Below are 13629 nucleotides of genomic sequence, written 5' to 3'. Positions count from 1 at the left end.
CGAATGGACGCATAGCTCTTTTGATTGTGCCGTGATAAGGCAAGTCGATTTGACATGCCTTATCACGAATCGCTCATCAGAAAATAGCTAGGAGCCCAAGAAGCGTGTTTTGGATACAACATAATTGAAAATAAGTGCCAAACAAAGTCTATTTACGCACGAAAAAAAGGGATTTTAGTAAGCATCATGCAAAAAGCTGTCAACGTAAATTTTTATTTACGATAAAAAAACAAATGCTTACGATTTTTAAGAAATCATTTTGTGCTGTTTTTGCCCGAAATAGGCCAAAAGCGGTCGATTTTGGCGCTCTGACGGTCGGTTTTCGCACGAAAAAATGCGCGTTTGAAAAAATGCTGTCATTTATTCAAAAAAATAAAAATGCGACACGCTGCACTCGATCTAGCAAAGTGTTTGTGCGGAAAAAGCCCGTTATCGGTAGAAATGGGGTCAAAAATGAATCGTAACGGGCATTTTTTGTCCGCTTTTGAGGAGGCCACGTTACAAAGTTGTCGTAACTATCGCCACACAAGTAGTAGTTATTTGAGAAAATGACAACAATCAGCAAATGATTCGCTTTTTTCTAGGCGTATCTACTTAAACGTGACGCATATTCAGAAATATGTCGTATCGAAAACACGCTTCTTGGGGTGAGAGCTAATTTGTGAGAGGGGATTTAAAAAAGAAATTGAAATTTTGAATGGTCTATGAAAAAATCGCAATATAAAAAGCAGCATTCATGTGAATTTGATTGAAGCTGCAGCTAATTTAAAAATTATTTAGAAGCGAGGGGTTTATATAAAATGTAAGCTGAGATTTCATTTGGTGAAGATGTTAGTCTGATGTGCTGCGGATAATAACGTATTTTAAAACCCACTATGTTCAGATAAAACTCTGCATGCTCTAACCTACTTGCACGACATAACGCTCTTTAAAACCCACTATGTTCAAATAAAACTATGTTGAAGCTACTTTTATTAGTCCTCAACGTGCCTTTAAAACCCACTATGTTCAAATAAAACGAAAGTCCGTTCTCGTATATAAAGCCCTCGGATAGTCTTTAAAACCCACTATGTTCAAATAAAACGCAAATATAAATACCTCCCCAGATGATAAAAAGATTACTTTAAAACCCACTATGTTCAAATAAAACTAGCCGCCAATGATGCTTTACATTTTGATTGAAAGGCTTTAAAACCCACTATGTTCAAATAAAACAGGTGACAACAACACAAGCGAAGGAAGCGTATTATCCTTTAAAACCCACTATGTTCAAATAAAACAGCGATTAGTTTATCTGGATAGCGTGTATCATAAATCTTTAAAACCCACTATGTTCAAATAAAACATTCCTTGCGCTTCATCTTTTTTCTTTTCAAATGCCTTTAAAACCCACTATGTTCAAATAAAACCGGCAACATGAATCATACATTAATAATACACTAGACAATCCGAATGACAAGTGACTGCACCATCGCACCATAGTTTAATTCTCGTGGTGCGCCATACATCGTCGTTTTACGAAATAGCTGTAAGATCGGTTGTAAGTCGAATGTGGCTAAAATCGCATCGAAACGACGAGAACTTTCCATTTCCATTAATTCATGGATGTCAAATAGACGCATTTGTTTTACAATAGTCATAGGGCATTCACCTCTTGGATAATTTTGGTTTGGTCACTTAAATTATACCATCTTGGGGAGGTGCCCATTTTTTATTGTTTTAAAACCCTTGGGAGACAAGGGTTTGGAGTTATGAAATTAACTCGATTAAATAAAATTTGGGAAATCAGCATTGTCAATAACGCCTCATTTTAATAGCGATTATGACAGCATTATTAAATGCACTACTAGGTAAAAAATTACCTGCAACTAAAAAGCTTGAATCTACAAAAATATTGACGCGTATTCGCTATTGCTCGCAAAACGACGATACAAGTTCAAAAATATTGGACAGGATTTCTAGTGTAATAGAGTAAACAAAAGAGGCTGACGAAGCATTAGTAGGAAATTTAACGGCAGCATTTAATGACGTTTGTGCCGAACTTCAGCAAACGGCGACAATGTTTGAAACAAATGTAGTAGCACAAACGGCGGCAACAACCGAGCAAGCCAATCAATTACAGCCAATTATTCAAACAACACAAGCAATGACTGAACAACTGGTTTCGCATACAACTGATTTTTCTATGAAATTAAATGATAAAAAAATGCAAAAAGGAATCTTTTAAGTGATGACGAGGATACAGCAGCGATGATCCAACAACTCGAAAAATATCGCTATGTTCAATATGAGCGACTTGAAACGTATAAGTTGCTCGAGCATAGTTGGCATATGGGCACGGTGACGTCGCAGCAGAAGCGAGCATTAATGACGATAACATTTGGTAAAAAAATCGCACGTACCATTATAGAATGGTGTGACGAAGCAATTATACAATTAAGATAATAACTAGGCTTGTACGAAAAGATTGCGTGCAATAATAGTACAAAAGTAAAGTAATACAATTGTATAAATCGTTTATTTTAAAAGAATTATAGCGTCATCTAAGAAAAACCATCGACACCGGTGAGCTGTTTTTCACAATTGCGCATGGTTTAGAGTTAGTACGGAAAATTTGAAAAACGCCGCTTCAGATTGCTGAAGCGGCGTTTTTTTATGCTAATGCTTGCCAAAGTTCTTCTAGCGATTGGGCGATGGAAATTGACTGAAGTGGCGTTGTTAGTGATTCGACTCCATGTCCACCAATAAAAAAAGTGGTATTAGGCTGCGTTGCTGCAAAGCGGTCTAAGCGTTGTACATAGTCGCTATGTTGCACCGGAATTGTGGTGGTCGCAGAGAGCAGTACAACGGCTGGCTGAAATTCTGTAACGAAATTTTCAATGGTGCCAGGAGCAGGCGATTGGCCAATTAAAAAAATACGGTAGCCACGCAATAAGATTTGAAGCAATAAAATGTGTAATGGAAGTTCATGCTGTTCATGTGGTAAGCAAGCACCGACAACTAACTTGGCATTAGGCGGAGCGGGTATTTGATGGCGCAATGTAATTAAGTGATGTTGAATGAAGGTCGAGACAAATTTTTCTTGATATTCTGACCATTGCTTCGTTTGCCATCTGTTTCCAACTTCTTTTAAAAAAGGTTGGACAATATCTGTTAAATAGATAGATAACCCACATGTTTGATGTGCTTGATGCAACACATAGGAAAATTTTCTTTCGTTGCATTGTTCACCGTAAGCTAACAGTTGAAATAAAAAAGACTGCGCTTCTGTAGCCTCCACTGGCGTATGTTCAAGTTCAGCGATTGCTTTTTTTAATGACATCCCTGCTGCAAGATGTTTGTTTAATAAGCAAAGAAACTGTACTTGTTGCTGGGAATATTGCCGATAACCGTTAGAGAGCCGTAATGGATTGATAAAATCATAGCGTTGTTCCCATTTGCGTAGAGTGTCTTTTTTAATGCCCGTGATCGCTGCTACATCTGCAATCGTAAAAGAAGCTAAATCGTTGTTCATACAATCTCCTCCTTTAGGTGCCTCTATTATAACGATATTTTTTTATTTGTCCAATATTTTAAAAATAATGTTTGACATAAATAAAATAGCGGTATAGGATAATTAACTAACAAGTCTAAATAATTAGATATTATCATTCATTGGAGTATGAATAATTAAGAGGAGGAACCGACGTGAAAAAAATTTATGTGATAGGGGCAGGTCCCGGTGGGCTGACAACGGCGATGCTACTGGCGAATGCGGGGTATGAGGTGGAAATTTTTGAAAAAGAATCATTTGTTGGTGGCCGTACAAGTGCTATCCAGCTTGGTGAGTATACATTTGATCGGGGACCTACTTTTTTAAATATGCTGTATTTAATTCGAGAAATCTTTGAACTCACTGGGCGTAAATTGGAGGATTATGTAGAACCTGTTGCGTTAACGCCACTCTATGAACTCGTTTATCACAATAAACGGTTTACTGTAACGTCCAACTATGACCAAATGATTGAGACGATTGCTGCTACGTTTCCGGGGAATGAACAGGGTTATACACGTTACTTGCAAGAAACGCATAAAAAATTAGAGGCATTGGCGCCGTTGTTACAACGAAAAATGGACAGCATTAAAGACTTGTTTACACCAGAAGCATTAAAAGCCTTACCAGAACTAGAACTAGGCAAATCATTAATGGATAAGTTAGGAGAATATTTTGATGATGAAGAGCTCCAATTGGCGTTTACATTCCAATCAAAATATTTAGGAATGTCTCCGTGGAATTGTCCAGGGGCATTTTCGATTTTGTCCTATATTGAACAGGCATATGGCATCTATCATCTAAAAGGCGGCATTCATCAATTAACAACAGCGATGGCTACAGTATTAGCGGAAATGAACGTGCCAATTCATTTAAATACGCCGATTAAAGAAATCGTCCAGCATAAACAGCGTATTGAAGGGATTCGCTTAGAACATGGAGAATTGTTGCATTGTGATGAACTTGTCATTAACGCTGATATGGGTTATGCGATGACAAAGCTACTAAAAAATACGAAAAACCGTCAGTGGACGCCGCAAAAAATCGAGAAGAAACAGTATTCGTGTTCAACCTTTATGCTCTATTTAGGAATCGATACGCAATACGATTTGCAGCATCATACGATTTTATTTGCTGAGGATTATCGTAAAAATATGGAGCAAATTTCAAAAACAAAAGTAATCTCAACCGATATGTCGATTTATGTCCAAAATCCGGTAGTGACAGATGACTCGTTAGCTCCGCCAGGAAAATCTACACTCTATATCTTAGCCCCTGTCCCTAATAATTTTAGTGAAATTGCCTGGGATGATGTCAAAGAGGATTACCGTACACTCCTCATTAAAACATTAGAAAAGCGTCTCGGGTTAACCGATTTAGCGTCCCATATTGAAGAAGAATTAATTGTTACGCCCATTGATTGGGAACAAAAAATGAATGTTTACCAAGGAGCAACCTTTAATTTAGGTCATCAATTAAATCAAATGATGACATTCCGCCCGCACAATCACTTTGCCCCTTACGAAAATTGTTGGTTAGTAGGTGGCGGCACGCATCCTGGCAGTGGTTTGCCGATTATTATTGAATCGGCGCGCATTTCGGCTAATTTAATCCTAGCGCGCGATGGCAAAAAAACATATCCAATTAAACCATTGCCAACTGATGTACAGTATACAGTGACGAAATTGAGCCATGCGTTGTTATAAGCTTTATATTATCTGGTTTGCGGTCGGTATGATATTAGTCGGTTTCGATTTAATACCGAGTTGGCTTGAGTGGGCAAATAGTGTTTTTTTAATGCTTGCAGGCTGTGTGGCAGCAGGATATGCAATGGCAACTTTTGGTCGTGTCAGGGGGATGGTAATTAGCATCTTCATTGGCGTAACGACGTTCGTTATCGAAGGAGTGAGCGCGCATTTTGATATATTTTTTGGGCATTATGATTATACCGAGCGCTTTCCACCACTCCTCTACGGTGTGCCTATTGGCATTGGCTTTGCATGGGTCGTCATGATCATGGCGGGTCATGCGTTAACGCTATCGATACAGTCGCGGTTTGTAAGTGCTGTGCTTGCTGCTTGTTATGTAGTATTGTTGGACGCCGTACTCGATCCTGTTGCCTTTGTCGCAAAAGGATATTGGCTGTGGGAAAGTACGAGCCCTTACTATGGTATTCCGTTTAGTAATTTTTTAGCGTGGTTTCTCGTCGCGTTTGTTGTGCAACTTTTATTGCCACGCATTAAAAATAGGCCTTCTAAACAGCACGTTCGACGAATGACCACCGTTTTTTGGACCATCGTGATTTTATTTTTATGGTTAGCTTTATTAGCCAATTTATATGTAGCTTGTATCGTTAGCGTCACGGGCTTTTGTCTACTTCAGCTTGGAAGGAGATTTTACAATGAAGCGAAAGAAACTTAATATGGCGCTATTTTCCGTCGGACAACAATTACTGCTAAAGAGAATGTTTCGTACGATGGCTGTCAGTGCGCGCATCATTAAACAACCATGCATCATTGTCATCAATCATAGTAGTTTTTATGATGCGCTTGTGTTGTTTGAGTTGTATCAACAGGGGTATTTGCCAAAAAATACTGTCGTCGCGATGAGTGCGCACGGTTTAAAAACCGTTCCTCTTTTTAAAGGATTAGGGGTGCAGCCAATCTCAAAACCCATTCAGCTGTCTGAATATAAACAGCTCCTACAATTAGCCAAAACCGAAACGCTTGCGCTTTTCCCGCAAGGCGTAGAACAACACCAAGAACGGCGGCCACTTACATTGCAGCGTGGCATCGATACCATTATGACACGCTTCCCAACGTATGCGCTTTTAGTCGTCTCTATTTATTATTCCTTTACGGACAGTTTGCGGGGCGAAATCGCTTGCAGACTCACTTTAAAGACACAACCTATTTCAATTGAGCAGGTGATGACAGAGGAGTTGGAGCAGTTAAAATACGCTGTAGTCAACAACCAAATGAAAGGGTTTGTACAATTATGGTAATCGCGCTCCCTTTTATCATTGGTCTGGTATGGCTCATGCTTAATTTAGCGGCACTAAAACGTATCAAAATAGGGAATCACCGTGAGCCAACTATTAGCGTATTGATTCCGCTCCGCAATGAAGCAAAAAACATTCCGGCATTAATGGACTCCCTGCATCGGGTTACTTATGAGAAGGCGCAGTTTCTTTTTTATGACGACGAATCAACCGACCAAACGGCTTTTCTTATACAGCAGCGTTTATCATTTGATCATCGATTTCAATTTTTAGAAGGAACGGCATTACAGGGCTCGTGGCGCGGAAAAACATATGCCTGTCAACAACTTGCAGACCGAGCAACCGGCGATATTTTAGTTTGGATTGATGCAGATGTCACATTGCATCATGAAACGTTAGATGCGATCGCCAATATGTTTGAAAAGCCAATTGATGCTTTATCTGGCTTTCCACGTTTTTATATGCGTAATTGGCTTGAAAAATTATTGACACCATTGCTTCATTTTTTTGTTCATTTTCACTTGCCGATTTATTTAGCAAATACGTCTACGTGGCCATCCGCAACTGCAGCAAGTGGAGCATTTATTGCGATTCGCCGCACAGCTTATAACGAAATCGGCGGTCATGCGGCAGTGAAAGAACATGTTGTAGAAGATGTTGCTTTATTTCGCGAGTTAAAAAAACATCGTAAACGAGCCATGCTTTACAATGTCAGTGATTTTATAGCATGTGCAATGTATGATAATACAAAGGAGACGTGGCGAGGGTTTCAAAAAAATTGCTTCAGAGGAATCAACCATTCGTATACGTTAGGACTGTTTATCGTTGTGTTTTACATGATTTATTTTATTGGACCTGTTATCGGCTTAATTGTCGGAATTATTACACAACAATGGAGTTATATCGTACCATTTATAGGGATTACGCTTATGCGCCTGCTAAGCGATTATGCCGCAAAACAACAGTCACTATGGAGCTTTTTCATGCCTATAAGTGCATTCGCCTATAGTGTCTTAATGTGCGTAACGATGTGGCAGACAGCACAGCAAAAAACGATGTACTGGAAGGGACGAAAGTTATGAAACAACGTGCCATTGTGATAGGAGGTGGGCTTGGTGGTATGGCAGCAGCACTAACGCTAAGTCCGTATTATGAGGTTCACTTATTTGAAAAAAATGACTGGTTAGGTGGCAAAATGCAAGCCATTCAATTAGGAGCGCACCATTTTGATTATGGACCTAATACCTTAACGATGCCGCGCTATTTTTGGGAAACCATTGCCCCGTTTTGTGACGCCCAAAAAGAATTACCATTTAAAAAGCTACAAAATCCAACGCATCATAAATGGGCTCAATATGAGCTGACGTTTACGACAAATCGCGAAAAAATGCAGCAACAACTTGCAGTCATCGACGAGAAGAGTGCTCAAAACTATCCAGCATTTTTGGCCGAAGTGACACGCCTTTTTCAGATTAGTGAGCAGGCATTTTTAACAAAAACCTTTTTCTCTGCAAAGGATTATGTGAGTCCAACGCTTGCGTATCGTTTGTTACAAGCGCATCCATGGAAAACATTGGATGCTTTTTTAAAATCTTTTTTCCCACATCCAGCCGTTCGCCAATTGTTCGGCCGATTTGCGACCTATATTGGCTCGTCGCCATATGCTTCGCCAGCAACCTTTGCACTGATTGCCTACTTTGAATTAGTGGATGGGACGTATTATTTACGAGGCGGTGCTACAATGATTGCGCATGTATTTGAAAAATTACTCAAGCGCCAGCACGTTCACTTACATTTACAAGAGTCTATTGAAAAAATAGCCATCGATGATCAGCGTATTGTCTTTTGTGAGACAACAAAACAACGCTATGGCGCAGATATCGTCATCAGCGATGTCGATTATGCAAAGATGCAACAGTTATTGGGACGAGATGAAGTAACCTACGAACTATCGACGTCTGCCTATGTGGAATTAATCGCGCTAAAAGAGCCCGTATCCCTTCACTATCATAACGTACAATTTAGTTCAGATTACCCAGCAGAATTTCAGGCGCTTCGATTAGGGACGCTGCCAAACGAGGCGACCGTGTATAGTTGCTATCCTTTTGCCGCGGATCAACAAAAGAAACCGGCCTTATTTGTATTAATCAATGCCCCGGCGACGACAACCATTGATTTGACCTTAGCTAAAAATCAAGTCGAACGTGCCCTAAAAATATGGGGGATTGAGGAGACGCAAATCATCGGGCGACACGTAATCCCCCCCGATTACGTCGCGCAGACGTTTAATGTGGCGCAAGGAGCCATCTATGGTCAAGCATCTAACACTTTACGTGGCAGTTTTTTAAGACCTGCTAATCGCGACCGACAGTTAAAAAATTTATACTTTGTCGGGGGAACTGTGCATCCAGGCGGAGGCTCTCCAATTGTTGTAAAAGGTGGGTATGAAGTAGCCAATCGTATTATTTTAGAAAATAGTAATTGTATAAAAAACTGATATAATAAGTGTTTAAAAGTAAATTGTCTCATTTGATAGATGAAAAATACAAATGTAGAGGAGAACGAACCTAAAGAACGGACACAACATAAAAAGAGAAAAACACTTTCGGCGTATAAAAACGTTGGAGGTGTTTTTTCATGGGCAAAAACAAGTAGCTTCGTATGAAACTAAAAGAAAAGCGATTGAAATGAAGTTAGCATACGTGCTGACGAAAGAGATGAGGGATGGATGCGGGATTAAAAATGAAACACAAATTTATGAGTGGATGAAATGGTTGAAAGATGATGAGTTGCATTGATGAGAACAGCCCATTTTTAAGCGTCTATCAAATTCAGTTAAAAAGAAATTTTTTTCACTGTCTCATTTTTGTAGGGCAGTTCTTGAGGAAGCGTTTCTCTTTCTTTTAGGTAGAAATGTAATAAATTATATTTTATCATTTGTTTCAAGTGCACAAAAATTTAATTAGTTCCGAAAGAATAGGTGTTTTTTAATCATTTTTAAATGAATCAATTTCATAAGTCACATTTTTCAAAAGCGTAGACGAACCCTATTTCAAAATTTCCGTTTTTAAAAATTAGGCTGCGGTGTGTTGTTGTTCGTTTAATTGCGCGTTTAATCGATCTGTTGCTAATTTGCAGGCATTATAAATAAACATCACCATTTGGAAGTGTAGCTTGGCTTTTTTTTCTGAACGATGACGGACATTATCTAATTGAAAGTACTCTTTTAAATAGGCATTCACACGTTCGACAGCTGAGCGTTCTTTATAAAGCTGTTTCCATAAATCCGAGCCTCTTGCCGGATACGTATACTTGCGAATGTCGGTTTCACACTTGATTTTAAAGACTTTTTGACACAGTGAATCGTCACGTAATGGACAGGTTGCACATTCCTTTGGGCGTGTGAATTTTAAACTTTGATACTTCTTGTCAAAGCTATCGTAACAGTAGCTATGTTCTCTCACACAAGTTGGACGGAAGTGTTGGTCAAAGCCAAGTAGTTCTGATTCACGCCGTTTCACATAAGGAATCACAGGGTTCATCCCTTGATTTAAGATTTGACGGTAAATCGGTTCATAGTCGTATCCTTTATCTAAAATAGCCGTTGTAAACTGATTCGGTAAGACTTCTGCCACCTTTTTGAGTAATGGAATCGCGGCTTTACTGTCGCTTAAATTGCCAGAGGACATCATGCCTGCGACAATATACTGACTTTTCGTGGAGACAGCTAAATGCGCTTTATAGCCAAACCAAAACGTGTTTTTACCGTCACTATTTTTCTTCACGCCCCACTGCGGTTCAATCGGCATCTCTTGTAAAAGTGTCGCAGTTGGCACAGTGAGCTGCGTTTCAATCTTCTTTTCGTAGGTCGATTGATTCGCCTCGATTTCAGCTTGTTCTAACAGCCAGGCTTCGCGCGCTTCCTTTGATTTGCGCCCGCGTTTCTTCGGTGTTTTTTCCGTTTTCTCTGTCGGCTTCGCTGCGTCGCGTGCTTCGAAATGTGTGGCATCTTCTGTGATATGTTCATCCGTTAAAAAACCTTCTGTGAAAGCTATTTGAATCACCTTATCATTCATTTGAACGAAGGCATCTGAACCACTAATCACGCTGACCATACGTGAATATGAGGCTTCTGAAGGAATACAATCAGAGAGCAGAAAACCACAATCTAAACGAAATAGAATGTCATACTTCAACCGTTTGACCAAATCTTTCACGGTTGGAATACGTTCGACAATCCGAATGACAAGTGACTGCACCATCGCACCATAGTTTAATTCTCGTGGTGCGCCATACATCGTCGTTTTACGAAATAGCTGTAAGATCGGTTGTAAGTCGAATGTGGCTAAAATCGCATCGAAACGACGAGAACTTTCCATTTCCATTAATTCATGGATGTCAAATAGACGCATTTGTTTTACAATAGTCATAGGGCATTCACCTCTTGGATAATTTTGGTTTGGTCACTTAAATTATACCATCTTGGGGAGGTGCCCATTTTTTATTGTTTTAAAACCCTTGGGAGACAAGGGATTGGAGTTATGAAATTAACTCAACTAGACAAGAAATAGAAGATATCACGTCTGTTGATTAACTAATTTTTACCAATAAAATGCAATAAAAAAGAGAGATTCCATGTAAAATGTAAGTTACCACACCAACATTTACGAGGAGGAATCTCTCATGGCTAAGAATACCACGATTTTCATGTTACTTCAAAACTTTATTTCACAGGAAGAAATCAACGAAATTCTTGTTGAATATGGTTTTGAAGATACAGCTCGTAAATGCGATGTACCTACACTTTTAGCTTATTTAGTTGGTGCAGCGGCTTTCGAATGGAAAAGGTTACGTCACGCAGCGGATGTGGCTTCAGCACAGGGTTTGAAATCTGTGGATTATTCTACGCTTTCGAAACGCTTAGGCGAGCTGAATCACCATATTGTGAAGCGTATTTTTGACGTCATTGTTAGACGTTTAAACCGAGCGACACGACGAAAATTAAAGCTTAAAAAAGACTTACTAGCGATTGATTCGACAACGATTACCGTTGGAAAAACGCGTTTACCATGGGCTTTATATCATGGTGAGCGCTCAGGCATCAAGTTGCACGTTAGCTTCACAAATACGACTGAGATGCCCTTGAAAGTCGTGGAAACAACGGGCTTAAAACATGATGGTCCGATTGGCGTGAGCTTAGAGGACAAGCGTTTTATTCTCGTGGCAGATCGTGCTTATTTTTCAATGGATAAGGTCGATCGTTACGCGCAAACCGGACAAGATTTCGTCATTCGTTTGAAGGAAAATATTCATGTAAGTCGAAAGAAATCGTTAAAAAGAGCCCCTGTCGCAGGTTCCAATGTAGTCGCTGATTTTACATGTATCCTTGGTACAACGCAAAAACAAACCGTCGCACGCCATCGTATCGTAGAATTTACAGATTACGAAGGAGATGTTGTGCGTGTTGTGACAAATCTTCGCGATGTAACAGCAGAAGAAATCGCTGGCATGTATAAAGAGCGCTGGGCAATTGAATCGTTCTTTCGTTGGATCAAACAGAACTTAAATGTGCCTGTTTTATTTGGCACGACTGAAAATGCGGTGTATAGCCAACTATTTGCGGCGTTAATTGCCTACGTATTATTGAAATTTTTACAAACGGAAGGACACAAGAAAAAGCACTGTAAACGCCTGTCTTTCGCTGGTTTCACACGCCAGCTTCTTTGTGATACCCTGCCGATTGAATGGCGAATTGGATTGAAAGAAATAGTCGAATGCCACCGTGAACTTTATCAACTAGATATTGGGTGATTTTGGTTAATCAACACGTGTGAGAAGATATATTAAACAGAGGCGCTATCGATATAGGAAATCCAGGAAAAGACATATACTTTGGTAATGGGAAAATAAATATTTATAATTCAATTATTAAATAAGGTGGGGAAATCAATTAAAAAGTTAAAAACATCTATTATATGCATATCCATATTATCCACAATTATTATTTTGTTTACTTTTTTTGAGTTTATAGCATTGAAAATTTTAGGATTAAAATATGATTCGCTAAGTAACTTATTTTTATTTTTAATAATTTATGGTTTTTTAGAAATACCTTTAAATTTATTTCTCTCATCTATAATGAAGGCCTTAAAGGCCACTAAAATACTTAATTCTAGTAAAGGTCTCTTGAGATTTTTGGTAAATATTATAGGTACTTTTATTTTGTTAAACATAATAGATATATATATGGATTCTATATCTATAACTCAATTTGGTATCTTAGTATTTTCAGTTATAACAGGTTTAATTGGTTGGTTATCAATTCAAGATGATGCCGAACCACCTAACTATGACACAAAAGAATATAATAATCTTGATAAAAAATTTAAAGATATATAATTAATTACAATACAAAACTAGTATCATTTTGTACTACCGATAACATTTTTTCTTGAGTACTTTCATAAATCATAATGTTAACTAGAAAAGCCACGAATCATTATTAAATCAATGATTCATGACTTCTTTGTATATTCCCAAACTTTGATTTGGGAACGTTTTTTTGTATGAGACTGTATAGATAGAAGCTCGCTAATTAATATAAAATTATCTTTTTAATAAAAACAATCTAATTTAAACAATTATTGGAGTATAATTTGAATATTCAGGAACAAAGGTCGAGATTTTAGAAAGTACTTTATTAATAAAGGAATTGATTTAATTGAATTATTTTATGTACATAGTTTGTATGCTAATATGGGGCCTTAACTTTATTGCTGTTAAAATACAAGGGACAGAAGCTCCTTTAGAAATTTCATTGTTATACCGTTCTGCAATTGCATTTATTCTTTTCTATATTTTATTTAAAATTAAAAAGATGAAATTTACGAAAGAAAAAATGAATTACTTTACGATTATTGGGTTTGGCGTTTGTAATTTTGCAATCAGCTATTTATTACTTTATTATGGAACAATTTATAGTACAGCAGCACTTGTCACACTAATTTTCTCATTGAAAGCAATTATAACGCCTATTTTTTTAAATATTGTATTTAAAACAGAGCTACAGAAAAAAATCTACATAGGTGGCGTACTA

12 protein-coding genes, 1 pseudogene and 1 CRISPR repeat array are annotated in these 13629 nt (G+C 38.2%); of the genes and pseudogenes, 10 read left to right on the top strand and 3 right to left on the bottom strand.

The window, feature by feature from the left end; all coding sequences use genetic code 11:
* Window positions 1-861 precede the first annotated feature (861 nt).
* A CRISPR array of direct repeats spans window positions 862-1409; the repeat unit is 29 nt; unit sequence CTTTAAAACCCACTATGTTCAAATAAAAC.
* Between the two features lie 30 nt (window positions 1410-1439).
* Complete coding sequence (locus V514_RS18995; RefSeq protein WP_035944714.1) at window positions 1440-1640, bottom strand: hypothetical protein; 201 nt, start codon at window positions 1638-1640, stop codon at window positions 1440-1442.
* 419 nt (window positions 1641-2059) lie between these two features.
* Between V514_RS18995 and V514_RS20385 the strand changes: the two genes are divergently transcribed.
* Window positions 2060-2227 (top strand): hypothetical protein, encoded by a 168-nt coding sequence (locus V514_RS20385; protein ID WP_161630187.1) that lies wholly within the window; start codon window positions 2060-2062, stop codon window positions 2225-2227.
* An 11-nt stretch (window positions 2228-2238) separates the two neighbouring features.
* Window positions 2239-2445: pseudogene (locus V514_RS0109860) on the top strand (hypothetical protein); the annotation flags it as partial.
* 208 nt (window positions 2446-2653) lie between these two features.
* Here the strand turns inward: V514_RS0109860 and V514_RS0109855 are convergent.
* Complete coding sequence (locus V514_RS0109855; protein ID WP_029499786.1) at window positions 2654-3514, bottom strand: MerR family transcriptional regulator; 861 nt, start codon at window positions 3512-3514, stop codon at window positions 2654-2656.
* Window positions 3515-3687: 173 nt separating this feature from the next.
* Here V514_RS0109855 and V514_RS0109850 point away from each other — a divergent pair, with 173 nt between their 5' ends.
* Genes V514_RS0109850 through V514_RS0109830 form a run of 5 tightly spaced genes read left to right on the top strand, consistent with a single transcriptional unit; the run spans window position 3688 to window position 9030 of the window.
* Window positions 3688-5238 (top strand): phytoene desaturase family protein, encoded by a 1551-nt coding sequence (locus V514_RS0109850; protein WP_029499785.1) that lies wholly within the window; start codon window positions 3688-3690, stop codon window positions 5236-5238.
* Window positions 5225-5953, top strand: a complete 729-nt coding sequence (locus V514_RS0109845) for a carotenoid biosynthesis protein (RefSeq protein ID WP_029499784.1) — start codon at window positions 5225-5227, stop codon at window positions 5951-5953. The genes V514_RS0109850 and V514_RS0109845 overlap by 14 nt, the downstream gene beginning before the upstream one ends.
* A complete protein-coding gene (locus V514_RS0109840) occupies window positions 5934-6536 on the top strand; it encodes a 1-acyl-sn-glycerol-3-phosphate acyltransferase (protein ID WP_029499783.1) in 603 nt (200 codons plus the stop codon). The genes V514_RS0109845 and V514_RS0109840 overlap by 20 nt, the downstream gene beginning before the upstream one ends.
* Window positions 6530-7615, top strand: coding sequence for a glycosyltransferase (locus V514_RS0109835; protein WP_029499782.1), 1086 nt, complete (start codon window positions 6530-6532; stop codon window positions 7613-7615). The genes V514_RS0109840 and V514_RS0109835 overlap by 7 nt, the downstream gene beginning before the upstream one ends.
* Entirely contained in the window at window positions 7612-9030 is a 1419-nt protein-coding gene (locus V514_RS0109830; protein ID WP_029499781.1) for a phytoene desaturase family protein, read from the top strand. The genes V514_RS0109835 and V514_RS0109830 overlap by 4 nt, the downstream gene beginning before the upstream one ends.
* Window positions 9031-9607: 577 nt before the next feature.
* Here V514_RS0109830 and V514_RS0109820 read toward each other — a convergent pair.
* On the bottom strand, window positions 9608-10963 hold the full coding sequence (locus V514_RS0109820; protein ID WP_029499780.1) for an IS1182 family transposase: 1356 nt from the start codon (window positions 10961-10963) through the stop codon (window positions 9608-9610).
* Between the two features lie 253 nt (window positions 10964-11216).
* Here V514_RS0109820 and V514_RS0109815 point away from each other — a divergent pair, with 253 nt between their 5' ends.
* The 3 genes from V514_RS0109815 to V514_RS0109805 all read left to right on the top strand — a co-directional run.
* The gene (locus tag V514_RS0109815) at window positions 11217-12344 is read left to right on the top strand and encodes an IS4 family transposase (RefSeq protein ID WP_029499779.1); all 1128 of its coding nucleotides are present in this window, start codon (window positions 11217-11219) and stop codon (window positions 12342-12344) included.
* Window positions 12345-12470: 126 nt separating this feature from the next.
* Window positions 12471-12932 carry a YrvL family regulatory protein gene (locus V514_RS0109810; protein WP_029499778.1) on the top strand — a complete coding sequence of 154 codons (462 nt, stop codon included), beginning with the start codon at window positions 12471-12473 and terminating at the stop codon, window positions 12930-12932.
* 334 nt (window positions 12933-13266) lie between these two features.
* Window positions 13267-13629: EamA family transporter (locus V514_RS0109805; protein WP_407636649.1), on the top strand; the 363-nt coding region annotated here is incomplete at its 3' end.

Origin of the sequence: Kurthia huakuii LAM0618 (assembly GCF_000505545.1) — a bacterium.
Classification (GTDB): Bacteria; Bacillota; Bacilli; order Bacillales_A; family Planococcaceae; genus Kurthia; species Kurthia huakuii.
Note: the sequence above shows the minus strand (reverse complement) of the source record. Positions and strands in the feature narration are given on the sequence as shown.